29 protein-coding genes are annotated in these 25,511 nt (G+C 54.9%); 22 read left to right on the forward strand and 7 right to left on the reverse strand.

All coding sequences use genetic code 11. From position 1 onward, the window contains the following. Positions 1-2 precede the first annotated feature (2 nt). The 20 genes from porW to CA832_RS02795 all read left to right on the forward strand — a co-directional run bounded on the left by porW (position 3) and on the right by CA832_RS02795 (position 17,122). The gene (porW, locus tag CA832_RS02700) at positions 3-2,558 is read left to right on the forward strand and encodes a type IX secretion system periplasmic lipoprotein PorW/SprE (protein WP_088340012.1); all 2,556 of its coding nucleotides are present in this window, start codon (positions 3-5) and stop codon (positions 2,556-2,558) included. A 5-nt stretch (positions 2,559-2,563) separates the two neighbouring features. Further along, entirely contained in the window at positions 2,564-3,013 is a 450-nt protein-coding gene (locus CA832_RS02705; protein WP_088340013.1) for a bactofilin family protein, read from the forward strand. Beyond that, the gene (locus tag CA832_RS02710) at positions 2,997-3,230 is read left to right on the forward strand and encodes an AtpZ/AtpI family protein (RefSeq protein ID WP_233131716.1); all 234 of its coding nucleotides are present in this window, start codon (positions 2,997-2,999) and stop codon (positions 3,228-3,230) included. The genes CA832_RS02705 and CA832_RS02710 overlap by 17 nt, the downstream gene beginning before the upstream one ends. Then, entirely contained in the window at positions 3,230-3,637 is a 408-nt protein-coding gene (locus CA832_RS02715; RefSeq protein WP_088340015.1) for a DUF6168 family protein, read from the forward strand. Before CA832_RS02710 ends, CA832_RS02715 begins: the two co-directional genes overlap by 1 nt. A 102-nt stretch (positions 3,638-3,739) precedes the next feature. Next, a complete protein-coding gene (gene atpB, locus CA832_RS02720; RefSeq protein WP_088340016.1) occupies positions 3,740-4,879 on the forward strand; it encodes a F0F1 ATP synthase subunit A in 1,140 nt (379 codons plus the stop codon). Between the two features lie 32 nt (positions 4,880-4,911). Then, the gene (atpE, locus tag CA832_RS02725; RefSeq protein ID WP_015753297.1) at positions 4,912-5,103 is read left to right on the forward strand and encodes an ATP synthase F0 subunit C; all 192 of its coding nucleotides are present in this window, start codon (positions 4,912-4,914) and stop codon (positions 5,101-5,103) included. A 78-nt stretch (positions 5,104-5,181) separates the two neighbouring features. After that, complete coding sequence (locus CA832_RS02730) at positions 5,182-5,682, forward strand: F0F1 ATP synthase subunit B (protein ID WP_088340017.1); 501 nt, start codon at positions 5,182-5,184, stop codon at positions 5,680-5,682. A 3-nt stretch (positions 5,683-5,685) separates the two neighbouring features. Next, positions 5,686-6,222 (forward strand): ATP synthase F1 subunit delta, encoded by a 537-nt coding sequence (gene atpH / locus CA832_RS02735; RefSeq protein WP_088340018.1) that lies wholly within the window; start codon positions 5,686-5,688, stop codon positions 6,220-6,222. 52 nt (positions 6,223-6,274) lie between these two features. Next, positions 6,275-7,855, forward strand: a complete 1,581-nt coding sequence (gene atpA / locus CA832_RS02740) for a F0F1 ATP synthase subunit alpha (RefSeq protein WP_088340019.1) — start codon at positions 6,275-6,277, stop codon at positions 7,853-7,855. Positions 7,856-7,907: 52 nt separating this feature from the next. After that, entirely contained in the window at positions 7,908-8,771 is an 864-nt protein-coding gene (gene atpG, locus CA832_RS02745) for an ATP synthase F1 subunit gamma (protein WP_088340020.1), read from the forward strand. Positions 8,772-8,872: 101 nt separating this feature from the next. Further along, positions 8,873-9,715 (forward strand): alpha/beta fold hydrolase, encoded by an 843-nt coding sequence (locus tag CA832_RS02750; RefSeq protein WP_088340021.1) that lies wholly within the window; start codon positions 8,873-8,875, stop codon positions 9,713-9,715. Between the two features lie 3 nt (positions 9,716-9,718). Continuing rightward, positions 9,719-10,225, forward strand: coding sequence for an RNA polymerase sigma factor (locus CA832_RS02755; RefSeq protein ID WP_088340022.1), 507 nt, complete (start codon positions 9,719-9,721; stop codon positions 10,223-10,225). Beyond that, the gene (locus tag CA832_RS02760) at positions 10,212-10,790 is read left to right on the forward strand and encodes a hypothetical protein (protein ID WP_088340023.1); all 579 of its coding nucleotides are present in this window, start codon (positions 10,212-10,214) and stop codon (positions 10,788-10,790) included. Before CA832_RS02755 ends, CA832_RS02760 begins: the two co-directional genes overlap by 14 nt. Before the next feature lie 80 nt (positions 10,791-10,870). Further along, complete coding sequence (locus CA832_RS02765) at positions 10,871-11,395, forward strand: hypothetical protein (protein WP_088340024.1); 525 nt, start codon at positions 10,871-10,873, stop codon at positions 11,393-11,395. A 53-nt stretch (positions 11,396-11,448) separates the two neighbouring features. Beyond that, entirely contained in the window at positions 11,449-12,912 is a 1,464-nt protein-coding gene (locus CA832_RS02770) for a lipopolysaccharide biosynthesis protein (protein ID WP_088340025.1), read from the forward strand. After that, positions 12,909-13,346: a dUTP diphosphatase gene (gene dut, locus CA832_RS02775; protein ID WP_088340026.1), complete on the forward strand. Its 438-nt coding sequence runs from the start codon at positions 12,909-12,911 to the stop codon at positions 13,344-13,346. The genes CA832_RS02770 and dut overlap by 4 nt, the downstream gene beginning before the upstream one ends. A gap of 13 nt (positions 13,347-13,359) precedes the next feature. Beyond that, on the forward strand, positions 13,360-14,274 hold the full coding sequence (locus tag CA832_RS02780; protein ID WP_088340027.1) for a hypothetical protein: 915 nt from the start codon (positions 13,360-13,362) through the stop codon (positions 14,272-14,274). Next, positions 14,274-15,047 (forward strand): DUF4292 domain-containing protein, encoded by a 774-nt coding sequence (locus CA832_RS02785; RefSeq protein ID WP_088340028.1) that lies wholly within the window; start codon positions 14,274-14,276, stop codon positions 15,045-15,047. The genes CA832_RS02780 and CA832_RS02785 overlap by 1 nt, the downstream gene beginning before the upstream one ends. 38 nt (positions 15,048-15,085) lie before the next feature. Then, positions 15,086-16,276 carry a murein hydrolase activator EnvC family protein gene (locus CA832_RS02790; RefSeq protein ID WP_088340029.1) on the forward strand — a complete coding sequence of 397 codons (1,191 nt, stop codon included), beginning with the start codon at positions 15,086-15,088 and terminating at the stop codon, positions 16,274-16,276. A gap of 15 nt (positions 16,277-16,291) precedes the next feature. Next, positions 16,292-17,122, forward strand: a complete 831-nt coding sequence (locus CA832_RS02795) for an aldo/keto reductase (RefSeq protein ID WP_088340030.1) — start codon at positions 16,292-16,294, stop codon at positions 17,120-17,122. On the opposite strand, the gene CA832_RS02800 is transcribed toward CA832_RS02795, so the two are convergent. Both CA832_RS02800 and CA832_RS02805 read right to left on the reverse strand, forming a co-directional pair. After that, entirely contained in the window at positions 17,119-17,637 is a 519-nt protein-coding gene (locus CA832_RS02800; RefSeq protein ID WP_088340031.1) for an acyl-CoA thioesterase, read from the reverse strand. The two genes, CA832_RS02795 and CA832_RS02800, sit on opposite strands and share 4 nt — an antisense overlap. A 54-nt stretch (positions 17,638-17,691) precedes the next feature. Beyond that, a complete protein-coding gene (locus CA832_RS02805) occupies positions 17,692-18,636 on the reverse strand; it encodes an HU domain-containing protein (RefSeq protein WP_088340032.1) in 945 nt (314 codons plus the stop codon). Between the two features lie 128 nt (positions 18,637-18,764). On the opposite strand from CA832_RS02805, the gene dprA reads away from it, so the two are divergent. Further along, entirely contained in the window at positions 18,765-19,838 is a 1,074-nt protein-coding gene (dprA, locus tag CA832_RS02810) for a DNA-processing protein DprA (protein ID WP_158211869.1), read from the forward strand. Between the two features lie 156 nt (positions 19,839-19,994). Here the strand turns inward: dprA and trpS are convergent, their stop codons facing one another. Next, entirely contained in the window at positions 19,995-20,963 is a 969-nt protein-coding gene (gene trpS / locus CA832_RS02815; RefSeq protein ID WP_088340034.1) for a tryptophan--tRNA ligase, read from the reverse strand. 97 nt (positions 20,964-21,060) lie between these two features. Here trpS and CA832_RS02820 point away from each other — a divergent pair, with 97 nt between their 5' ends. After that, positions 21,061-21,810, forward strand: coding sequence for a lysophospholipid acyltransferase family protein (locus CA832_RS02820; protein ID WP_088340035.1), 750 nt, complete (start codon positions 21,061-21,063; stop codon positions 21,808-21,810). Positions 21,811-21,824: 14 nt separating this feature from the next. On the opposite strand, the gene CA832_RS02825 is transcribed toward CA832_RS02820, so the two are convergent. The 4 genes from CA832_RS02825 to recA form a co-directional block, all read right to left on the reverse strand. After that, the gene (locus CA832_RS02825; protein ID WP_088340036.1) at positions 21,825-23,273 is read right to left on the reverse strand and encodes an outer membrane beta-barrel protein; all 1,449 of its coding nucleotides are present in this window, start codon (positions 23,271-23,273) and stop codon (positions 21,825-21,827) included. Between the two features lie 10 nt (positions 23,274-23,283). Then, entirely contained in the window at positions 23,284-23,817 is a 534-nt protein-coding gene (locus CA832_RS02830; RefSeq protein WP_088340037.1) for an RNA polymerase sigma factor, read from the reverse strand. A gap of 47 nt (positions 23,818-23,864) precedes the next feature. After that, a complete protein-coding gene (locus CA832_RS02835; RefSeq protein WP_088340038.1) occupies positions 23,865-24,278 on the reverse strand; it encodes a hypothetical protein in 414 nt (137 codons plus the stop codon). A 78-nt stretch (positions 24,279-24,356) separates the two neighbouring features. Beyond that, positions 24,357-25,364, reverse strand: coding sequence for a recombinase RecA (recA, locus tag CA832_RS02840; RefSeq protein ID WP_088340039.1), 1,008 nt, complete (start codon positions 25,362-25,364; stop codon positions 24,357-24,359). Positions 25,365-25,511: the final 147 nt, after the last annotated feature.

A 25,511-nucleotide genomic window follows, 5' to 3' on the forward strand; every position in this document is an offset into this window, starting at 1 on the left:
TTTTGAAGCTTCGAAGCGCATTTCTAATTCTGGTATTGGGGCTGTCTGCATTTGTGGTGGGGTGTTCCACCAAAAAAGATGCCTTTGTGAACCGCAATTGGCATGCCCTGAATACCAAATACAATGTCCTCTACAACGGGAACCTGGCCTTTGACGAGGGCAGGGAACAGCTCAATGCCACTTACCGGGACAATTACTGGGAACTCCTTCCTGTGGAGCGCCTGGAGGTATCCGGGGAAGTGAAGCTGGATTCCGAGGACAACAACCCCAACTTTGTCCGGGCCGAAGAAAAGGCCGCCAAAGCCATACAGAAGCACAGTATGGACATCGAGGACCGGGAGCGAAACCCCCAGACCGATGAAGCCTTCCTGCTGCTGGGCAAGGCCCGTTACTTCGATGAGCGCTACATCCCGGCCCTGGAGGCCTTCAACTATGTACTCAGGAAATACGACCAGAGCGACAAGCTCAATGAGGCCGCCATCTGGAGGGAGAAAACCAATATCCGCCTGGGGTACCAGGAACTGGCCATTAAAAACCTCAAACGCCTGTTCCGTTACGAGGACCTGAAGGACCAGGAGTATGCAGACGCGAGGGCCATCATGGCCCAGGCCTATATAGACCTCAATGCCCCGGACACTGCCCTGCAGCATCTGAAAGTGGCTTCGGCCTATACCCGGAAAAATGAGGAACGGGCCCGTTACCGGTTTATCGCCGGCCAGCTCTATAACCGCCTGGGCTTTCGCGACAGTGCCAACCTGGCGTTCGACAAGATCATAGCCATGAACCGGAAGATCCCCAGGGTCTACTGGGTCAATGCCCACCTGAAGAAAATTCAGAACATGGGGGTTACCCCGGAAAACAGGGAGTTCCTGCTGGAGTACCTCACTGAACTTGAAACCAACCGGGAGAACCGCCCCTTCCTGGACAAGATCTACCGGCAACTGGCAGCCTTCCATAAGGAAATCGAGAGTGACAGCCTTGCTCTGGATTACTACAATCGTTCCATACGGGCAACCCAGGGAGACCGCGTCATCAATGCCCTGAATTACGAGGATCTGGCCAATCACTATTTCGACGAAAATGCCTACCGTCAGGCCGGGGCCTACTACGACAGCGTGCTTCTGAACCTGGAGGAGAATACCAGGAATTTCAGGGCCATCCGCAAAAAAAGGGATAACTTGGATGATGTGATCGCCTACGAGGAGATTGTGCAGTATGCAGACAGCGTTATCGGGCTTTTTGAAATGGCACCGGTGGAGCGGCAGATCTATTTCCAGGCCCATATCGATTCGCTCAGGGCCATTGCCCAGGCCGAGGCCGATGCGCGGGAGCAGCGGGCCGAGGCCGGGTTTAATGCCTTCTCCCAAACCAAGGGAGGCAAGGCTAACCAGGGGAAATTCTATTTCTACAATATTACCAGCCTCGGCTACGGCAAAGCGGCCTTTACCGATCGGTGGGGGAACCGGGAGCTGGAGGACAACTGGCGCTGGAGCAACAAGTCGCGCATCCTGGACACCCCGGATGCTGCAGACCCTGCCGCCCTGGCCGCCCAGGGTGCCGATGGTGTGCCGGAGGACGAAAAGTTCAACCTGGACTATTACCTGAGCCGGATCCCCACAGACAGCCTGGTGATCGACAGCCTCAGGGGCGAGCGCAATTTTGCCAACTACCAATTGGGGCTTATATACAAGGAGAAGTTCAAGGAGCCCCTGCTGGCAGCAGGGAAGCTCGAAGGGGTGCTGCGCAACTCCCCGGAAGAGCGCCTGGTACTGCCTTCCAAATACAACCTCTACAAGATTTATGAAGCCGAAGGCAGCCCGCTTATGGAGGCCATGCGGGAGGATATCATCCAAAACCACCCGCAATCGCGCTATGCGGCCATCCTAACCAACCCGGACATCGCCCTGGCCCAGGGTGAAGACAGCCCGGAGGGCCAGTATGCAGCCCTTTTCCGCGCTTTTCGCGAGCAAAAGTACCTGGAGGTCATTACGGGCTCGGAAGCGGCCATCAAACAGCTTCCGGGAGACCCGCTTGTACCTAAGCTGGAGTTGCTGAAGGCCAACGCCATTGGGCGGCTGCAGGGGTATGAGGACTTCAGGGAGGCCCTGAATTACCTCGCCCTGAACTATCCGAATACCTCGGAGGGCAAGCAGGCGCAGGAAATTGTGGAGCAGCAGCTGCCCCAGATGGAATCCCGGGAATTCACCAACACCCTCAGTGCCCCGGGTACCCAGAACTGGAAGGTTGTTTTCCCCTTTAAACGCCACCAGGAGCAACAAGCCCTGAAGCTTCTGGAGCGCCTGGAAAAATCCATAGCAGACCTCAGGTACGCCAACCGGGTTTCCCGGGACATCTACAACCTGGAAGACCAGTTTGTGGTGGTCCACGGGTTCCGCTCCCGCGATTTTGCCCTGGGCTATGTGGAACTCCTTAAAAACAATAAGGATTACCGTATTGACAATGAGAATTTTGTAATTTTATCCTCCAATTACAAAGTGGTCCAAATCCACAAGAATCTCAACGAGTACCTGGCAGAGGTGCAACCCCCAAAACCCTAATCACCATGTTTTCAGACAACAAAAAACCTAAGACTATGAGCGACATCGGCGGACAACCCAACAGGATAGAGAAAAACACCAAGATAAAGGGAGACATCATCTCCGAGGCGGATTTCCGCATAGACGGGAAACTCGATGGCAACGTCAAGACTTCCGGGAAGGTGGTCATCGGCAAAGAAGGGTATATCCACGGGAAGGTGGAATGCGTCAATGCCGACATCGAAGGCAGCTTCAACGGCGAGCTCATCGTCTCCGACTTATTAGCCCTCAAAAACACGGCTGTTATTGAAGGCACTGTCAGTGTCTCCAAGCTGTCTGTGGAGCCAGGGGCCACCTTCAATGCTTCTTGCAACATGGGGGGCAAGGGGAGCATGGGTGCCGGCACGGGTTCTCCGGACATGAAAACCGCTATGAACGGCCAGGCTAACAAGGGCGAACGTGCTAAAACCTCCTGAACGGGACCCGGTTAAACGCCCCCTGCGGAACCTTGCCGCGTTGTCCGGCATTGCGATAGAAATGGGGGTGATCATTTACCTCGCTGCCAGGGGTGGGATGTGGCTCGACGCCCATTTCCAGATGGAAAAGCGCCTCTTTACTGCCCTCTGTACCCTTGTTGGGGTTGGGGTATCCCTGTGGGTGGTCCTGCGCCAAATCCGACGCATCCGGTACTGATGAAACGCCCCGGCTTTTTCCTACGCTATACTGTTGCCCTTACCCTTGGGATGGGCCTTGTTTTTGCCGCTCATGCCCTTATCAGGAAGGCTTCAGGAGCCCCGCCCCTGGCTAACCTCCTGACAGAAGCGTATGCTGCTAATTACCTCCTCGCCCTGGGGATTGTGGCGATCCTCTACGGGGTCCGCAAGCGGGCCCGTTACCAGATCGGCTTTTTATTTATTGGGGGCAGCCTGCTTAAATTCGCCATTTTCTTCCTTTTTTTCTTCCCGGCCTACAACGCCGACGGGGACCTTTCACGAGCCGAATTCCTTTCCTTTTTCATCCCGTACTTTACCGCCCTGGTCCTGGAGACCTATTTCACCAGCCGCATGCTCCACAATCTGGAAGCGGAGCAGGCCCCGTAATTCAAGCCTAAACGCCTTAAAATAAAGTTTAAATGCTTTTTTCTTTTTGAGGGAATGACTTACATTTGCACCGATTTTTAGCGACCCCAAGAATTGAGCAATATGCGATTGACCTTTGTGAGCAAAATCCTGGCATTTTCCTTCCTTTTCCTCTCCGCCGGGGTATTTGCCAAAGAAAGCCCGGAGGCGCAGGGCGATTCCCCTGAAGGGATTAAGGCCGAGATAAACGCATTTATCGAGCACCACCTGCAGGATTCCCACGATTTCAACCTCTATTCGTATACCGATGAGGCTGGGGAAATGCACCATGTAGGATTCCCGCTCCCGGTTATCCTCTGGGACAATGGGCTCAAAGTATTCTCCTCTTCCAAATTCCACCACGGGGAAACCGTGGCGGAGGTAGACGGGAACCACTATATGCTCTACCACAGCAAAATTTACAAGACCAATGCCCAGGGGGAGCTCACCTTCGATGAAGAGCACCACCCGACCAATGCCAAGCCGCTGGACTTTTCCATTTCCAAAAGCGTTTTTATGATGCTGGTAACCGGCCTGTTGTTGTTCTGGATTTTCAGCAGCCTGGCCAGGAGCTATGCGCGCCATGGCGCTGTGCCCAAGGGAATCGGGCGCTTTTTTGAGCCCATTGTGCTCTACATCCGGGACGATATCGCCATCGCCAACATCGGGGAGAAGAAGTATAAGAAGTACATGCCCTTTTTGCTTACGGTTTTCTTCTTCATCTGGTTTTTGAACATGTTTGGCCTTACGCCCCTGGGGGTAAATGTCACGGGGAATATTGCGGTAACCACGGCCCTGGCCGTGCTGGTTTTCCTGCTGACCACTTTTACCGGGACCAAGGACTACTGGAAGCACATCTTTGACCCGCTGGGGGACGGCATGCCCTGGTTTGGGAAGATCATTATTTACATCATCCTGGTGCCCATCGAAATCCTGGGAATCTTTATCAAGCCTTTTGCCCTGCTGATCCGTTTGTACGCGAACATGACGGCCGGACACGTGGTTCTGATGAGCCTCATCGGGCTGATATTCATCTTTAAAAGCTGGGTAGGCGGGCCGTTGTCCTTCGGGCTCAGCTTCGCCATCTCATTGATAGAAGTTCTGGTAGCCCTGTTACAGGCCTATATCTTTACCATGCTTTCCGCCCTGTATTTCGGGTTTGCCTCCGAGGAGCACGACCACGGTCACGAGCACGAGGAAGATGCGGAACTGGCGCATTTATAATTGTATTTGTTTAATCCTTTAATACCTGTTTTATGGAAATTCCAAGTGTAGTAGGTGCAGGTTTGGCCGTGATCGGTGCCGGTATCGGTATCGGTATGATCGGTGGACGTGCCATGGAGGCCATTGCCCGTCAGCCCGAAGCCTACGGTAAAATTCAAACAGCGATGCTGATTGCAGCGGCGCTTATTGAAGGTATTGGTTTCGCCGCGATTTTCGCCGGATAAACCACCCATGTACAAAGGCGGCCCTGACGGTTGGTCCGGGCTGCCCTTGTTCCTGGAATCCAACAAAACAAAAGAACAATGGACAAATTAATCAACGAGTTTTCAGCCGGCCTATTCTTCTGGCAAATCATACTGTTCATCCTGCTGCTGCTCTTGCTGCGCAAATTTGCATGGAAACCTATCCTCAAAGCTGTTGAGCAGCGGGAAGAAGGGATCCGCAATGCCCTGGCCGCAGCCGAGGATGCCAAAAAGGAGATGCAGAATGTAACGGCAGACAGTGAAAAGCTGCTGCAGGAGGCCCGTGCCGAGCGCGAGGCCATGCTGAAGGAAGCCCGTGAGATCAAGGAGAAGATGATTGCCGATGCCAAGGCCCAGGCCCAGGCGGAAGGCGAGAAGATCGTAGCCCAGGCCCAGCAGAGCATTGAAGGCGAGAAAAAAGCCGCCATTGCCGATATTAAGAGCCAGGTGGCAGAACTCTCCGTGGAAATTGCCGAGAAGGTACTTCGGGACCAGCTCAGCGACAAGAACAAGCAACTCAAGCTCGTTGACCAGTTGGTGAGCGACATTAAACTGCGCTAATCGATGAGTGAAGTCAGAGCAGCTGCCAGGTACGCCAGGGCCGTCATGGACTTTGCCCTGGAGCAAAAGCAGGAGGGGCAGGTGGAAAAGGACATGCGCCTGATCCGCGAGACCATTTCGGAAAACCCGGAGCTTGGGGCCATGCTGAACAGCCCGGTCATTCAAGGATCGGAGAAGAAGGCCGCCCTGGATGCCATTTTTAAGGAGACCTCCAAAATCAGCAAGCAGCTTTTCGGCCTCCTGGCGGAAAACAAGCGGATTGGTTTGCTGGATTTGGTTGCCGAGCGGTACCTGTTCCTGTACGAGGAGCTGAAGGGCCAGGATGTGGCCACCGTGCTTACAGCCGTCCCGCTAACGGCAGACCTGGAGGCCAAAATCCTCAAGCAGCTCAAGGCCATTACCGGCAAGGAAGTGACCATCGAGAACCAGGTAGACCCCAACCTGATCGGAGGATTTGTCCTCCGGGTAGGAGACCTGGAATACAATGCCAGCCTAGACAGCAAGCTGGCCAACCTGAAACGAGAACTCATTCGGAAATAAATATCAACCCAGGCCCGCAGAAGCAGCGGGTCCGCCCTTTATACGATAGAAAATGGCAGGAATCAAAGCCGCTGAGGTATCAGCAATTTTAAAGAAGCAATTATCCGGGTTTGAGGCTACCGCCACCCTGGACGAGGTGGGAACCGTACTGCAGGTAGGTGACGGTATTGCCCGCGTTTACGGCCTCTCCAATGCCCAGTACGGGGAGCTTGTCGAATTCGACGGCGGCCTGGAAGGGATCGTGTTGAACCTCGAGGAAGACAACGTGGGGGTAGTACTCCTCGGACCTTCCAAAGAAGTAATGGAAGGAGCTACTGTGAAGCGGACCCAGCGCATTGCCTCCATCAAGGTTGGTGAGGGAATCGTGGGACGTGTGGTAGACACCCTCGGAAACCCCATCGACGGAAAAGGTGCCCTTTCCGGCGAGCTGTACGAAATGCCGCTGGAGCGCAAAGCCCCTGGGGTAATTTACCGCCAGCCGGTAAACGAGCCCCTGCAAACGGGGGTTAAGGCGATAGATGCCATGATCCCGATCGGACGTGGCCAGCGGGAGCTCGTGATTGGCGACCGCCAGACGGGGAAGACTACCGTTTGTATCGATACCATCATCAACCAGAAGGAGTTCTTCGATGCCGGAGAGCCCGTTTACTGTATTTATGTCGCGGTAGGGCAAAAAGCCTCTACGGTAGCGGCCATTGCCAAGACCCTGGAAGATAAAGGTGCCCTGGCGTATACCACTATTGTTGCGGCAAATGCCTCCGACCCTGCGCCCATGCAGGTATATGCTCCCTTTGCCGGGGCTGCCATCGGGGAGTATTTCCGCGATACCGGCCGTCCGGCCCTGATTATCTACGACGACCTGTCCAAACAGGCCGTTGCCTACCGCGAGGTTTCCCTGCTGCTGCGTCGTCCGCCCGGACGCGAGGCCTACCCCGGGGACGTATTCTACCTGCACTCCCGTTTGCTGGAGCGCGCCGCCAAGGTCATCAACGACGACTCCGTGGCCAAGAATATGAACGACCTTCCGGAATCGCTTAAATCCAAGGTAAAAGGAGGTGGATCCCTGACGGCACTCCCCATTATCGAAACCCAGGCGGGGGACGTTTCTGCCTATATCCCGACCAACGTAATTTCCATTACCGACGGGCAGATCTTCCTGGAGCAGGATTTGTTCAACCAGGGGGTTCGCCCTGCGATCAACGTGGGGATCTCCGTATCCCGTGTTGGGGGCTCTGCCCAGATCAAGTCCATGAAGAAGGTGGCCGGTACCCTGAAGCTGGACCAGGCACAGTTCCGCGAGCTTGAGGCTTTCGCCAAATTTGGTTCCGACCTCGACGCCGCTACCCTCAACGTCATTGAGAAAGGTCGCCGCAACGTGGAAATCCTCAAACAGGCACAGGGAGACCCCTTTACTGTAGAGGAGCAGATCGCCATCATCTTTGCCGGGACCAAGAACCTGGTACGCGATGTGCCGGTAGAAAAAGTGAAGGAATTCGAAAGGGATTACCTGGAATTCCTGAACGCCAAGCACCGCGACGTCCTCGACGCGCTGAAGGCCGGAAAACTCACCGATGAGATTACCGATACCCTTACAGCTGTCTGCAAGGACCTTTCGGCCAAGTACAAAGCCTAAGACAACTCAAGATCCGGGCGGGCCCGTCCCGCCCTTTTAAGCACGCTCAACTATGGCAAACCTAAAAGAGATACGCAGCAGGATTTCATCGGTGAAATCTACTATGCAGATCACTTCCGCCATGAAAATGGTGTCTGCCGCCAAACTGAAAAAGGCCCAGGATGCCATTACGGCCATGAGGCCTTACGCAGATAAGCTCACCGAGCTGCTGCAGAGCCTGAGCGCCAACCTGGACGTAGACGGCGGGAGCCGTTATTCCGAAGTCAGGGAGGTGAAAAAGGTCCTGGTGGTCTCCATAAGTTCCAACCGGGGACTTTGCGGGGCATTCAACGCGAATATCATCAAGCAGAGCGTTTCCCTGTTGCAGGGGAAGTACGGCAACCAGCAGGTGGACTTTGTGACCATCGGGAAAAAGGCAGCCGACATCCTGCGCAAGCGCCACACCATTGTTTCGGACCACAGCAGGGTCTTTGACGACCTTACTTTCGAAGCCGTGGCAGCCATTGCGGAAGAATTGATGAAGCGTTTTGAAGACGGGGAGTACGACCGGATTGAACTGGTGTACAACAAGTTTAAGAACGCTGCCACCCAGATTGTGATGACCGAGCAGTTCCTGCCCATACAACCTGCGGAGGAAGCCGCTGAGATGGCTGGCGATTACATTTTTGAACCTTCCGAGGCCGAAATAGTGGAGCAGTTGATCCCGAAATCCCTGAAGACCCAGCTCTTTAAGGCCATCCGGGATTCCTTTGCCAGCGAACACGGTGCCCGGATGACGGCCATGCACAAGGCCACGGACAACGCCGCAGAGCTGCGCGACCAGCTTACCCTGACCTATAACAAGGCACGTCAGGCCGCTATTACCAATGAGATTCTGGAGATTGTAGGCGGGGCCGAAGCTTTGGCCAACACCTGATATTTCCATAACCGAAATATGAGAACCCCGGCACTTGCCGGGGTTTTTTTATGCGTGTAACATTTTGGCAATTCGGTATCATAAGGGCAAAACACAAAACAATGAAACGTATTCTGATTTTCGTATCCCTTCTGTTTATTAATCCTGGCCTGCGCGCTCAGGACGCCCCTGCGGCTATCCATGTAGAAGTCCGGGGGACGGGGGATCCGGTGCTTTTACTTCCGGGATTCAGCTGCCCGGGGGCCGTCTGGGAAGAGACCGTCAGGGAACTGGAGCGGGATTACCAGTGCCATATCGTAACCTATGCGGGGTTCGGGGGGGCACCGCCCATAGAATTCCCCTGGCTGCCCCGTGTACGGGAGGAGCTGGAAGACTACCTTATTGCCCGCGGATTGACAAAGGCCCGTCTGGTGGGCCACAGCATGGGCGGGACCCTAGCCCTTTGGCTGGGGACTTCCCGGGAGTTGAATCTGAAAAGTATTGTAGTGGTCGATGGCTTGCCTGCCATGGGCGCCCTGATGATCCCCAACTATGACAGCGCCAAAATCGCCTATGAAAGCCCGTGGAATAAACAAATGCTGGAGATGGCCCCGAGTGCCTTCGAAGCCATGGCAACCGGCATGGCTGCCGGCATGGCCGCTGACCTGGCCCACCAGCAACAGATTGCCCGGTGGATCCTGGAAGCAGACCGGAAAACCTATGTCTATGGGTATACGGACCTCCTGAAACTGGATTTGCGCCCGGATCTGAACCAGATAGGGGCCCCGGTATACATCCTGGCGGCCTCCCGGCCTTTCGGGGAGGAGGTAGCCCGGAAAAACTACGTGGCCCAGTTTGAGGGGCTTGAGGACTATACCCTGGATTTTGCACCCGATGCCGGCCATTTTATCATGTATGACCAACCGGAGTGGTTTGTGCGTACCTTACGCGATATCCTGAACTAAGCCATGCCCGAATCCGAAGCATTCGAATCCATTTACAGGGAGCACTACCCCAGGGTACGCCGGATTTGCCTGGGTTACGCCGGCGGAAATGCGAATTGGGCGCAGGACATGGCGCAGGAAGTCTTCATCCGGGTTTGGCAAAACCTGGATGCTTTCAGGGGGGAGAGCAAGCTAAGCACCTGGATTTTCAGGATTGCCGTGAACACCTGCCTGGTTGAATTGCGCAACGCCAGGCGCGGGATGAAAACGGTTGGCCTGGAAGGTGTTCCCGTCCCGGCACCGGAGGAGTCGGACCCGGGGAAACGGGAACATCCGGACCGAATTGCGTCACTGTACAGGGCCATAGACGGGTTGCGGCCCACAAACCGGACCATAGCCCTGCTGGAGCTGGAAGGGGTTCCCCAACAGGAAATCGCTTCCATTACAGGGCTTTCTCATGCCGCGGTACGTACCCGGGTACACCGTATTAAGAATGAACTGTTGAAACTATTGAAAGATGAGTCTCTTTGATGATTTACAATCGGAATGGCAGGGCCAGAAGGGCCCGGAGATCCCTGAGCTGGGAACCCGGGAGGTCCGGGGAAGGCTGAAGTACCTGAAGCGGGAAGCCCGTACGACCTCCTGGATTCTGGGTGCGACAGTCCTTGGAGTAATCGGATTTTTCAGTTACCTCCAGGCTTTTTCCAGCGGGGTGGTGGTCCTGGCTATGGGGCTAATGACAGGCAGCCTGCTGGTTCGGATTGCGCTGGAGCTCTATGGCCGCCGGCGCCTCAGGCGCATGGACCCCACCCTGCCCACAGCTGCTTTTCAGGAAAGGCTCTTTGGGTATTACCGCCACCGCAGATGGGTACACCTGGTGCTCACACCCGTGGTGCTGGTCCTGTACGGGTTGGGGTTTGCGATGTTGTTGCCGGATTTCAAGGCCAGCCTCTCCCCGGGCTTTTATACCTATATCCTCGTTTCCGGGGCGGTGTTTGCCCTGGGATTGTTCTGGCTGATTGCCTCCCAGGTCAGGCGGGAGTTTCGCCTGTTGCACTACCTGCGCCCCGCACCCGACGATGCGGAGGCAGCATAAAAACAATAGGGGATTGTTCCCTTGAGCCGCGCTTGGCATCAATTTTGGATGTGTATCTTTGAACCAAGCACGATAGCCTTATGAAAGCATCCAAAGGAGTACGAATAGGCCTGGCCCTGATGGTCCTCGGGGCCATGGGATGCGCTTCCCAGCGCCAGTTTACGGATACCCCTCCGTTCCGGATTTCGGAGCCCTCTGTACAGGATTGGCTCGGAGGCCGGGAAGCCTCGGGTGCCGGGACAGAATTGCGGATGCGGTGGGCCCCGGAAGACCCTGAGGCCTTCCGGCCGGATACCCTGTACTTCCGCGGAAGGGCCCTGGTGCCTGAAATCCGCGACAGTGAAACGGGGATGTGGCTGGTGGCCTCCTATAGCCGCATATCCCCCGAGAAACCCGACCGGGTCATGCACGCCGATGCCAGTCGTGAGGTGGGCAACCAACCGCCCCTGCCCCTGGAAGACCAGTCCCCCATCCCATTTAAACTGGAACGGGACCAGGCTGTTTTGGCCTATGTTCGAAAGGCAGACGGAAAGCAGTTTTATTACCGGATAACCGGCATAAAAGAGAAGCCCGTAAAGGCCATGCAGGGAAGACCGCAAGAGTAACTTTGTGCGCGTTGGTGAATTCCCTAATTTAGGCATTGTTAACGCGCTGCTCTTTGAGGCTTTTCCAGAAACTCTTTAAGCAAACCTTTATATACGGGCTGGCCACAGTCTTACCCCGTATGCTGTCCTTCCTGCTGGTCCCCCTTTATACCGGGGTCATGCCGCCAGGGGGGTACGGAGAACTCACCCTTATTTTCACGGCTTTCGCCATTTTTAATGTGATTCTGGCCTACGGGATGGAGACCGCCTTTTTCCGGTTTTACTCCCGGGAGGAGAACAAGGAGACAGTGCTTTCCACGGCGCTGATTTCCCTGATTTGCTCCACCCTGGCTTTCTTCCTGGTTGGCGCCCTGTTGCGCACACCCCTGGCAGCCCTGATGAATATCGACACCTCCTACTTCTGGTATTTCATCATCATCCTGAGTCTGGACGCGCTGGTCATCGTGCCTTTTGCCCGCCTAAGGGCCATGGAGAAACCTGGGGTATACGCGTTTATCAAGATCGCCAATGTGGTGACCAACATTTCCTTCAACCTTTTCTTTTTGCTGGCCCTGCCCAAGCTGGCCGAACAGGACGCCGAAGGCATCTGGGGTCGGCTCTATATCTCTGATTTCCAGATTTCGTATATCCTGATCGCCAACCTTATTGCCAGTGCCATTACCCTGCTGATCCTAAGCGGGAATTACCTGCAGCTCCGGTGGGACCTGGACCGGGCCCTGCTCAGGCGCATGCTGCGGTATGGATTGCCCGTTATGGTGGCAGGGATTGCCTTTACCATCAACGAGGTTTTTGACAAGTACCTGTTATCTGAGTTGTTACCCCTTTCTGAGGAGAGCGCGAAGGCGGAGGTAGGGAAGTACGCGGCCTGCTATAAGCTGGCCATGTTCATGACCCTTTTTGCCACGGCATTCCGGCTGGGGATAGAGCCCTTCTTTTTCAGCCATGCCAGTTCCGACAACCCCAAGCGGGCCTATGCGCAGATCACCAATTATTTTGTGGTCCTGGGGAGCGTTATATTGCTCGCGGTGGTGGTCTTTGCCGATGTATTGAAGTTCCTCTTTGTCCGGAATGAGGCGTACTGGGAAGCCATGGAAGTGGTCCCTATTGTACTGCTGGCCAGTTTCTTCCTGGGGATTTACCACAACCTCTCGGTCTGGTATAAGATTACGGACAGAACACGGTACGGGGCCGCTATTTCCATTGTAGGAGCGGTTCTGACGATTACCATCAATGTGTTGTTCATCCCGTTGTACGGCTATTACGCCTCGGCCTGGGCCACCCTGGCGGCCTATGGCAGTATGATGGTCTTGTCCTATTGGTTTGGGCGCAAACACTATCCCATTCCGTATAACATGCGGAAAATCGGGTTTTACCTGGGGGTTTCCCTCTTGTTTTCCACCCTTTCCTTCTATGTATTTAACAGTAACTTATATATAGGCCTCCTGCTTCTTTTCGTATTTTTGGCTTTGTTGTACCGGCTCGAAAAGGACTTGTTATTCAAACTGATAGGAAGATGACGAAGGTAAAAGTGATCAATCGATCGGACAATGCGTTGCCCACGTACCAAACACCTCACGCTGCAGGGATGGACCTGCGTGCGCAATTGGAAGCCCCTGTGGCCCTTGCCCCGCTGGAACGAGCTATTATACCAACCGGTTTATTTATTGAACTCCCAGAGGGTTATGAGGCCCAGGTCAGGCCCCGCAGCGGCCTTGCAGCCAAGCAGGGGCTCACGGTACTGAACAGCCCCGGGACTATTGATGCAGACTACCGGGGAGAAATTGGTGTGATTCTTGTGAACCTCTCCAAGGAAACGGTTACTATTTCACAGGGCGACCGCATTGCTCAGATGGTGGTGGCTCCCTATACCCGCATTAGCTGGGAAGATACCCAGGCCCTTACGGAGACCGAGCGCGGTGCAGGCGGGTTTGGCAGCACCGGCAGGGGATAGTGAAAATCCGATTATGAAGGCGTATAAACTGGCAATTCTGGCTTGGATGACCTGCATGAGTGCGGGTCCGGTCCTTTTGGGCCAGGACGAACCCAGTGCCGACCTCTTTACCGAGGCGTATACCGACACCTTCCAGGAGACTTTTTTTGAAGCCCTGAAACAAAAGGCCATTGAGAACTACGACCGGGCCCGAGCCCTGCTTCTCAAATGCAGGGAAATGGACCCGGAGAACCCGGTGATAGACCATGAACTGGCCGTGGTGATGGCTCAGGAAAAAGCCTATGCGGCAGCAGAGGAATACGCCCTTGCCGCGGTAGTACGAAACCCGGAGCAATACTGGTACATCAAAACCCTCATGGAGATCCTTCGCGCCCAGTATAAATCCACGGAAAACGTAGGGGGCTTCCCCGGGAGCCTCGAAACGGTCCGGTACAACCTGGGCAGGTGGCACCTGGAGCAGGAAGAAGGCGGCAAGGCCCTGGAATATCTGCAGAGCCTGCCGGATACCGGCCGGGTCCTGGCCATGCGACAGCTTGCGCTCAGGCTGGAAAACGCCACGACACCCCACCCGGAAAGCCCTGCATCGGCTGTAATCCAGACACCTGAAGCCAATAGTGCCGAAGTGCTGATGATTCGCATGGAGGAAATGGAAGCTTCGGCCCAATGGAATGATTTGCTGGCGGCTGCTTCCGAAGCGACTATCCTTTATCCGCTGCAGCCCCAGGTGTTTTATTTCAAGGGGAAGGCCTTGTTGGAAAAGGGGGCTGCTGCCGAAGCGGTGGTGGAACTGGAAATGGCCGAGATGTTGCTCTTGGAGAGTGGTCCTTGGGCTACCCGTATTTACACCTCCCTGGAACGCGCCCACCGGACGTTGGGCCATGAGAAAAAAGCGGCGGAGTACGCAGCAAAAAGGAAAACAGGATTATAATGGCTCGTATCCGCACATATGCCATGGTACTGCTCATTCTGGCTGCCGCGGTCTCCTGCCGGACCACCAAGGTACTGGGAGGGGCCAAAATAGACACGCGCCTTACCGCCCGAAATGTGATCCGCAACCACATCTCTGCCGGTACGCGCTTCGAAACCCTTCAGGGAAGGCTGGGCATCGATTACAGCGACGGGCATTCCAGCCAGAGTGTCACGGTGAGTTTCCGGATGAAGAAGGATGAAGTCATCTGGATGAGCGCCCCGCTTGGGGTGGCAAAGGTGTTGATTACCCCTACGCGGGTTTCCTTCTACAACAAGCTGGAGAATGAATTTTTCGATGGGGATTTTACCTATCTCTCCGAACTGTTGGGGTCCGATATCGATTTCCAGAAATTGCAGAACCTCTTGCTGGGGCAGGCCGTGGTAGACCTGCGGGAGGAGAAATACGATTTGGGCTTCAGCGAAGCGGCCTACGAATTAAAACCCCGGGCCCAGGCACGCCTCTACAAGCTGTTCTTCGAAATTGAGCCCAGCTATTTCCGCCTGGCATCCCAACAACTCTCGCAACCGCAAAACAAACGGCTTATGGAGGTCCGGTATTCCACTTACCAGAAGGTGCAGGGGGAAATTGTGCCGGACCAGGTCCACATTGCTGCCATAGATGAGGACCAGCGGATCGATATTGGAATTACCTACAAGCAGGTGGAGTTAAACAAGGAACTGCGCTTCCCCTACAAAATCCCCAAAGGATATAATCCCATAACGGCAAAGTGAATTCGGCAAAAACCTATTTGGTGGGTATCGTCCTTGGCATGGCCCTGATGGCCGCCACGGGAGGTTATGCGCAGTCGGAGGAGCAGAAGGCCCTGGAAGCCCGCAAGGAGCAACTGGAGGGCGAGATACGGGAGATCAACAGGTTGTTGCTCGGCCAGCGGGAACAAAAGGGGAGTGTGCTGGACCAGATGGAAGCCCTGGACCAGAAAATCAACAGGCAGCAACAACTCATCCGTATCACCAACCAGCAATCCAACCTGCTTAACCGTCAAATCAACACCAACATCCGCAGCATCAGCAAACTTCGTGAAGATCTGGAGGACCTGAAGGACGACTATGCCCGGATGATCCGGAAGTCCTATGCCAACCGGTCCAAACAGCACCGGCTGTTGTTCCTCTTGTCTTCCACCAGCTGGTACCAGGCCTTTAAGCGGATGCAGTATATGAAACAGTATACCCAATTCCGCGCCAGGCAGGGGAGGGAAATCCAGGCCAAAACCGAGGAGCTGGCCCAGCTCAACCAGGACCTAACGCGCCAGCGGAAGGAAAAGGAACTGCTCATTTCCCAGAACCGAAGGGTACGGGACCAATTGCTCTCGGAGGTGCAGAAACAAAAGGACCTGCTTAAAACCATCCGGCAGAATGAAAGCGGCTACGTGGCCGAGATAGAGGCCAAGCGGCGGGAAGCACAGGCTATAGACAGGCAGATAGACAGGCTCATCCGCACCGCCATCGCCGCTTCCAACCGCGAATCCCGGGCCACCGGAGGTTCTGCCAGCCGTTTTGCGCTCACTCCTGAGGCCAGTGCACTGGCCGATAATTTCTCCTCTAATAAAGGGCGGCTCATCTGGCCTGTGGAGAAGGGTGTCAAGAAACAGGGGTACGGGGTGTATGCCGATGCGGTCTACCCCGGGATCAAACATCAGAGCAATGGGGTGATAATAGCCACGGACCAGGGAGCGCGGGCCCGTGCTGTATTCGATGGGGAGGTGATTGCCATCCTCGCGGTACCCGGCGGAAATAAAGGGGTGCAGATCAAGCACGGGAATTACATCAGTACGTATTACAACCTCTCGGAACTCTTTGTGCGTAAGGGAGATAAGGTAAAGGCCAAGGACGAATTGGGAGAAATATATACCAATCGGTCGAACGGCCTGACCCAACTCAAGTTTTACCTGTATCGGGATGCCACCCGTCTGAATCCGGAAGAGTGGATCTATCGTCTATAAAAAATACCAAATAGTATGATTACAAACATCCAGGGCACATTTACCTTGCACAATGGGGTACAGATGCCCTATCTGGGCCTGGGCGTTTACCTTTCGGAAGAAGGCAAGGAAGTGGAACAGGCGGTGCATTGGGCACTCGAAACCGGCTACCGCAATATTGACACTGCCAGCTTTTATGGGAACGAAGCCGGGGTGGGTCGCGCTGTCCGCCATAGCGGGCTGCCCCGGGAGGAGGTATTTGTCACCAGTAAGGTCTGGAATTCGGACCAGGGGTATGACACCACCCTGCAGGCGTTTGAACGGAGTATGGCGCTCCTGGGGTTGGACGTTATGGACTTATACCTGGTGCACTGGCCGGTGGCCGGAAAGTACAAGGATACCTGGAGGGCCCTTGAAACCCTTTACGAACAGGGAAAGGTCCGGGCCATTGGGATCAGCAATTTTTTAAGGCACCAGCTGGAGGACTTGCTGGAGGGGGCACGTATCCGCCCTATGGTAAACCAGATGGAATTCCATCCGTATCTGGTTCAGCAGGACCTCCTGGATTTCTGCAAGAGCCAACAGATTCAATACCAGGCCTGGTCTCCCCTGATGCAGGGGAATGTTTTCCAGCTACCGGAACTAAAACGAATTGCCGGCACCTACGGGAAAAGTATTGCCCAGCTGGTCTTGCGGTGGAATTTACAGAAGGGCGTGGCCACCATTCCTAAATCCTCCAAAGAAACGCGCATCCGCTCCAATGCGGACCTTTTCGATTTTGAAATTTCCCAGGGGGATATGGCCGCTATCGACGCCCTGGACCGGCATCAGCGGTTCGGGCCGGACCCGGACATTTTCGACTTTTAGGCATCGCCCATAAAAAGCGCTTTAAGCTCGGTGGCGTCGTGGGGTTTCATTTTCCCTGCCAACACCAGGCTCAGCTGTTTGCGCCTCAGGGCGGCTTCGTACCGCTCCTGTTCCAATTTGGTTTCTGGTCGGATGGGGGGGACTTCGGTAGGGATCCCTGTATCGTCTACGGCCACAAAGGTATAAATGGCCTCGTTGGCTTTGGTGCGCTCCCCGCTGAAGCGGTCTTCGATCCAAACATCGATGAAAACCTCCATAGAGGTGCGGAACGCCCGGGAAAGGGCTGCTTCCACGGTGACTACGCTCCCCAGGGGGACCGAACGGTTGAAGGCCACATGGTTAACGGAGGCCGTAACGGTAATCCTCCGGCTGTGGCGCCTTGCCGCAATGCTGGCGGCTCGGTCCATTCGCGCCAGGAGCTCTCCCCCGAACAGGTTGTTAAGGGGGTTGGTTTCGCTGGGCAACACCAGATCCGTCATCACGGTTCGGGATTCACTGGGCGTTTTGGCTTTCATGGATGTGATTTTCTGCAAAGATAGGCCAGTCGGGGTAACCGGGGAAGAGAAGGGTTACTTCTGGGAAAGCAGCCAGGCATCCGGGGAAATGGTGCGCTTGATTTGGCGAAGGGCTTCCAGGGCCTCATCGGCGTTTGCGTAGCTTCCGTAAGCCACCTGGTGTAACCCATAGGCATTTAACCCGATATACCGGGCCTGGTACCCTTTTTGCTGGAGTTGTCGGATTTTTTTGTCCGCGTTTTCTCGGATCCGGAAAGCACCTGCAATGATATGGTGCATTTTCTGGGACTTTTTCTGGATTTCCAGGGTCACTGCCGGCAATTCTATAGGTTCGGAACTAAAGAAGGTGGCTTCCTGAATGTTCCGGGTAACCCGTTTCTGGGTGTCTGCCCAAACTTTGTTTTCCAGGGCCTGTTGTTGCTGGTAAAAGGAATAGCCGCTAATTCCGGCAGAAAGGGCCAAAAGGATAACCGCAGCGTATTTCAAGTAGGGCCGGATACCCGGCGTGCTGCGCTCTTCCGGGGTAATACTGAACGGGATGCGCTGTTCCAGGGCTTCTACCTCCTCCTTAAGGGTTTCCCGGATCACAGGGCTGGCCAGTACTGGAGACAGCCCGAAGGAAGCGGTGAGGTAATTTGATTTTTCCCTGGGGTTAAAATGGAGCCTGCCCCCGGCATCTTTTTTGAAAACCCCCAGGGGAGGGAGTTCCAATTCCCCTGCTGTCCGCAGGGTCCTGTTCCATTGGCGCACTTCTTCCGAGAGCCGATCCAGGATTTCCTCGAAACTTTTATCCTCCGCCTGGGCGATGTGGTTCACCAGAAGCCCGTCGTTGCCCTGGAGCTGGCTGTTGAAAGACAGCGCTTTTGAGGGCGGATAGAAGGTCCTGCTCTCCTTTTGCAGGTAAGCCGGCTTTATTTGGGTCAGGAATGCACCAAAAGAAGGGACTACCACACACTGATAGCGGTACAGCAAGGCATCGATGTATTCGGCTGTGGACATACCACAAAGATGGAAAAATATAACACTTCAGGCAATGCAGGCCGGCAGCTTTTTTCAACAATTATAACGGTTTACTCCGGAGAATATTTGGCCAAATGACCGAAAATGAGCTAGTTGCCCTTATAAGAATGCAATTTATTCCCGGCCTTGGGCCCGTAAGGGCCCGCACCCTAATTGCCCTTACCGGCAGCCCAAAGGCGGTTTTCGCCGATAAAGCGCTTCCAAAGGGCTTTCAGCTGCCCGCCACGCTCCGGGAGCACCTTTATAATCCGCAGTACCTGGAGCGCGCCTTACGCGAACGAGACGCTATGGATAAGCTGGGGATATCCGGACTTCCGTATACCAGCCCCGCCTATCCGCAACTCTTACTGGAGTGTGCAGACTATCCCCTGCTGCTATTCAGTCAGGGACGCATCGGTTTTAATGCCGGCGGGACTGCACTGTCCGTTGTCGGGACCCGACGCATGACTGCCTATGGCAGGATGGTCTGCGATAGCTTTATTTCGGGCTTGGCACCTATGGACGTTCAAATTATAAGCGGTTTTGCTTATGGGGTGGATATCTGTGCCCACCTGAAGGCGGCTGCCCTCGGCCTGGAGACCGTGGCCTGTGTGGCCCATGGGCTGGACAGGGTTTACCCCAGGGCACACCAACGCTATAAGGACCAAATCCTTGAGCGGGGAGGCTTCCTTTCGGAGTTCCCCATGGGTACCCTGCCCCATCCGGGCTTGTTCCGCAGGCGGAACCGGGTGATCGCCGGGTTAACCCCGGCCACCCTGGTGGTGGAATCGCCGGAAAAAGGGGGTAGCCTCATTACGGCAGACCTCGCCTTCGGGTATGACCGGCAGGTCTTTGCTGTACCGGGCCGGGCCGGTGACCCCATGAGCGCCGGATGCAATGCCCTGGTCCGGTCCCAAAAGGCGGAATTGGTCACCTGCCCCCAGCAGCTTGCTGCGGCCATGCAGTGGACAGATGCCAGGGCGTCAACAGCACCAAAGCCAAAAACGGCAAAGGCGTTTTCCTTTACAGAAAAGGAAGAAAAGGTATGGGAGGTTCTTTCCTCTGGAAGCCCCCTACACCTAGATGAGATAGCCATCCAATGCGGGCTCGCCATTTCCGAAGCCGCCCGAGTCTTGTTTTCCATGGAATGGAAGGGCGCTGTTCGCGCATATCCGGGAAATCGGTTTGGAAAACAGGCTTGAGAAAACCGACCCATCGGTTGGTTTGGGTTCCACTAATCGGGAAATTTCTCATAATTGAGGCGGTTCCCCTGCCATAAGGGGTATTTCGACCCCAGATGCCGGGTTTATGCCTGTTGGAAAAAATCGGGGGATCCGACCCGGCGGTCGGTTTGGGGGTTAGTAGCCGAGTTTGGCCCTCACGCGCTCCAGCACCCCATCTGCTACGGCAGCTGCCCGGGTTGCCCCGACCTCCAGGGCCGCGTCTATCTCTTCCTTGTGGGACATATAATAGTGGAAGCGTTCCCTGGCCTCCCCGAAGGTCTCAAGGACACATTCATACAGGGCCTTTTTGGCGTGGCCATACCCGTAATTCCCACCCAGGTAGTTGTTTCGCATAGCGGTAACCTGTTCCGGGCCTGCCAGGATACTATACAAGGCGAATACGGTATCCGCATCGGGGTCCTTGGGGTCTTCCAGGGGCGTGCTGTCTGTGACGATGCCCATAATTTGTTTCTTCAGGGCTTTATCCGTCAGGAAGATATCGATGGTGTTGTCCTTGCTCTTGCTCATTTTCTGCCCGTCCGTTCCGGGAATGTACATGGTCCCTTCCTGCACGCGGGCTTCCGGGAGTACAAAGGTTTCGCCCAACTTCGCATGGAACCGCATGGCCACGTCCCGTGTCATCTCCAGGTGCTGCAGCTGGTCTTTCCCGACCGGGACATATTCGGCATCGTACAACAGGATGTCTGCTGCCATCAGCATGGGATAGGTAAAAAGGCCTGCGTTGACATCCTCAAGCCGGTCTGCCTTGTCCTTAAAGGAGTGGGCCAGGGTAAGGCGCTGGTAGGGAAAAAAACAGCTCAGGTACCAGGCCAGTTCGGTTACCTGCGGGACATCGCTTTGGCGGTAAAAGACGGTCTTCTCGATGTCGAGCCCGAAGGCCAGCCAGGTAGCCGCTGTGGCGTAGGTGTTGTTGCGAAGGGTTTCCCCGTCCTTGATCTGGGTCAGGGAGTGCATATCCGCAATAAACAGGAAGGAATCGTTATCCGGCTCTGCCGCCATGGCAATGGCGGGCTGGATGGCACCCAGGATATTCCCCAGGTGAGGCGTGCCGGTGCTTTGGATTCCGGTGAGGATGCGTGGCATAGGTCTTCAGGCTTAAAAGGCAAAGGTAATCGGACCAGGGGAAATCCCCAATATCCGCGGCGGTTGAAAGGCCGATTTCCTTACTTTTGACCTCGTAATGAGGATACTGGTAAAAGCAGCACAGGGGTTATGGCGGATATGGTTCTATATCCTGGTGGCCGTGCCCATCCTGGTTTTTGCACCTTTTCTGATCCTTTCCACCCTTTCCCAGCGGACCTATGCCCAATTTTTCTGGCTGGCCCGAAATCTTTGGGCAGCTCCCATCCTCTATGGCATGGGGTGCTTCCCCAGGGTACACTACGAGGCCAGGATGCAAAAGGGGCAGAGCTATATGCTGGTGGCCAACCACACCAGTATGCTGGATATTATGCTGATGCTTCGGGTAAGCCGCACGCCCTTTGTGTTTGTGGGAAAGAAGGAGTTGGTGCGCATCCCCATCTTCGGGTTTTTCTACAAGCGGGTATCCATTCTGGTGGACCGGTCCGATGCCCGCAGCCGTTCAGCGGTTTACAGGAGGGCCGATTCCCGCCTTAAGGACGGGTTGGGCATCTGTATTTTCCCCGAGGGCGGGGTTCCCGATGAATCCGTGGTGCTCGATTCGTTTAAAGAAGGGGCGTTCCGGATGGCAATTAACCATGGGATTCCCATTGTCCCCATGGTCTTTTACGATTGCAAGAAGCGCTTTCCCTTCCGATTTTTTGCCGGGTCCCCCGGGCCGCTTCGGGTGCGGGTACTACCTTTTATAGACACTTCCAGCTACACGGAAAAGGACCGCCTGAAACTCAGGGACCAGGTCTGGGGCCTGCTGTATGACCACCTGAGCCGGGGCCCTGCAGAAGCCCCCTGAAACCTGATGATTTATTAGAACCGGAAGCTCAACCCGCTGTAAAGCCCCAGGGAATACGGCTGGAAGCTCCCTGCTGTTTCCGTAAAGGTGTTCAGGTGGTACTTAAACATGGGCTGCATGCGCAACTGGATGCTGGGGCGCAGGTCGTAGTATAGGCCAACTCCCAGGTTGGTACTGAAATTGAGTGCATTCATGTTGGTGGCCTCCCCTACCTGGGTTACAGCCCCATCCGAATCCAGGCTAACGGAGTTGTCCACCAGGAAAAGGGAACTTACCCCGCCGATGAGGTTTACCCCCCAACGCTTGTCTACCAGGCGGTAGGCGACTTCCAACGGCACTTCCAGGTACCCGAATTGCTGGACCATCCGCCCCTGCCGTTCCGGACTGGGGGCAGCCACGTCCGTAGCATTCTGGTTGGGCAGGGCGTCACTGTTTCCTGCGGTTGAATGGACCACCAGGTTCTTGGAATTCTCCGAATAACTAATGGTGCGGATCAGGGATGATGGGGCGGCAGCCAGGGTGGAGGTAAAAGACACCTCGTTGGTATTGTAACCAAAGTCTACCCGATGTACCCCGGAGCGCACACTCAGGCGCTTATTGACCGAATAGGCTACATCCAACCCGTAACTCATGTTGACGGTCCCGGACTTGCTGTTGGGCACAAAGTTGGCCGAAATAGGGGAACCATCTCCGAAACTGTTGAAGTATACCGGGGCAACACTGGGGCCTATACTCCATTTGCCCCTGGAAGGAGTGGCCTCCGCAAGCGCTTCCTGTTCCTCAATGGCTTCAAAGAGGGATTTCCCTTCCGTTTGATCCTCTTCTGCTGGAGGTAGGGTTTTGTCGATTTCATTGGGTTCAGCGGCCGCTATCCCTGTGTTTGCAGGGTTGGGGGAGGTAACCTGCCCGCCTTGAACCGAGGATGCGACGCCCTCTTTATTCCGAATGGTATTTTCTAGACCTGGGTCCGGATTCCCTACGGGGCTGGCAGCCGGGTTGCCTTCAGATTGGTTTTCGGCCAACTGATCCACTGACGGGGAGGGCTTGGCCTCATTAGAGCTCTTGGAAGCAGGGCTGGTCCGGGCCAGTGCGTCCTGGTTACCCTTTAGCTTTTCATTCCCGGGTAGTTGGGTTGGCTCCGCGACTTCCTTTTCAGGGTTGGCCGAAATACCTTCGGCAGGAGCTGGTATGGTTGCCGGGCTCTGGGCCGGGGTTTGCTCCTGCGTCTGCGTATCGGTTACCTGGGGTGTTTCCAGGGAGGGCTCCCCAAATGGATTAAACATCAGCAGCCCCAATAGCAGGATGGCTGCTGCCCCACCTGCATACCACCATAGGGGTATCAGGCGTCTTTTTTTCTTCCCGTCCAGGGTGTTTCGGATCCGGTCCCAGACCTCCGGGGCCGGCTCCTGGGTAAAATTCCCCAGGCGCTCCCTGAAATACTTGTCTGATTGCTTTTGGTCCATGTGTATAGGGTTAGGCAATGTGTATATTGATATTCTTTAATTTCTCCCGCAACAGGGCTTTTGCCCTTGCCAGGTTGGACTTGGACGTCCCTTCTGAGGTGCCCAGGGCCCGGCTAATTTCCTTATGGCTGTAGCCATCCAACACATACATATTGAAGGTCAGCCGGTATTTATTGGGCAGCTCCTGCACACACCTGAGCAGTGTAGCCAGGGGCACCTCGGTTTCCGGATCATCGGACACCTCCTCTTTTTCGGCCAGCACCTCGGTGATCAGGGTCAGGGGTTCCTCCCTTCGGTATTTCTGCAATACCGTATTGACGGCTACCCGTTTTAACCACCCTTCGAAAGAACCTGCCGCCCGGAACTGGTGGATCTTGTCGAAGATCGTCACAAAGCTGTCGTGGAGGTTGTCCTCTGCCTCCGTCCGGTTTCGGGAGTACTTCAGGCAAATACCGAAGAGTACCGCACTGTACTTGCGGTAGAGGAACTCCTGGGCAGCCCGGTTCCCTTTTTTGCACTTTTTTATTAATTCTTCTTCGGTCAAAAGTGTCGGTTGGATTACAAAGAGCGTACGCTGATCGAATAAGCAGCTTATTCGACAGGCACTTCCACTTCGAGGTATTGCGGTTCCCCGGCCTCATCCATCCCCGTGAAGAAGCGGAAAAGGTAGGGTTGATTATACAGGCAAATGAATTGGAAGCTCGTCTCGACCTCTTGGAGGGCTTGCGTACAGGCCCTGTCATCGACTTCGATGCCAATGGCTACCACCCGCCGGGTGGTATAGCTCTCCGAAATGATGTCGAACCCTTCAAAGGAAGTGCACCCATTGGGCACCTGATAGGTAACCCGGACCTCGTAGGTCTCGTTGAGCCGGAACGCTTCCGGCAGTTGGGCGTCTACAATGTTGAGCGTTACGAAATGGTAGTTTACCTCGTCATCGTTCACATCGCACCCAAAACTCAGGAGCAAGAGCACAAAAACGGAAAAACCTCTGATCAGTTTCATATCGGCATCGGTTTAGTCGTTACCATAAGATGCCATCCACCGCCAAAGGTTGCTTAAAAACCTTATGAAACTGGGGTCTTATGCCCCAAGGGCCGCGATAGCTTCCTTGATTTTCCCCTCGAGCTCATCGAGGAGTTCCGGGTTGTCCAGCAGCAGCGCCTTTACTGCATCGCGTCCCTGACCGAGTTTGGTGTCGCCATAGCTGAACCAGGAACCACTCTTTTTTATGATTTCATAGTTCACACCCAGGTCGAGGATTTCCCCGATTTTGGAGATCCCTTCCCCGTACATAATGTCGAATTCAGCAGTTTTAAAGGGCGGGGCCACTTTGTTTTTGACCACCTTAACCCGGGTTTTGTTCCCCTGAACGTTTCCGTCTGTATCCTTGATCTGGGTAGATCGCCGGATGTCCAGTCGTACGGAGGAATAGAATTTCAAGGCATTACCCCCGGTAGTGGTTTCCGGGTTGCCGAACATGACCCCGATCTTTTCCCGCAGCTGGTTAATGAAGATAACCGTACAATGGGTTTTGCTTATGGACCCGGTGAGCTTCCTGAGGGCCTGGGACATCAGACGGGCATGAAGGCCCACTTTGGAATCCCCCATCTCCCCTTCAATCTCGCTTTTGGGAGTAAGGGCCGCTACGGAATCTATGATCACAATGTCAATGGCACCGGAGCGGATGAGGTTATCGGCTATCTCCAAGGCCTGTTCCCCGTGGTCGGGTTGGGAAATAATCAGGTTGTCGATATCCACACCCAGTTTCTGGGCATAGAAACGGTCGAAGGCGTGCTCGGCATCGATGAAGGCGGCAATACCGCCGGCTTTCTGAGCTTCCGCAATGGCATGGAGGGTGAGGGTGGTTTTCCCGGAAGATTCCGGCCCGTAGATTTCAATGACCCGGCCCCGCGGGTACCCGCCAACGCCCAGAGCAATATCCAGCCCAAGGGACCCGGAGGGAATCACTTCCACATCCTGAACCACATCGTCCCCCAGTTTCATAACGGCGCCCTTGCCGTAGGTTTTGTCGAGTTTGTCCAGGGTGAGTTTCAGGGCTTTAAGTTTCGCGTCTTTTTCGCTGCTCATCGGTGTACCGGCTTTAAATTAGGAAGGCTAAATTACCATTTCTTTTGCTAGAATCACAATGGCCAAGCAACCTTTTGGCTGCAGTTGCATCTAACCATTGACATCCGTCAGAAAGGACGCAAGTATACGGTACTAAACCGCATTTTG

Origin of the sequence: Robiginitalea sediminis (genome assembly GCF_002198115.1) — a bacterium.
GTDB classification, from domain to species: Bacteria; Bacteroidota; Bacteroidia; order Flavobacteriales; family Flavobacteriaceae; genus Robiginitalea; species Robiginitalea sediminis.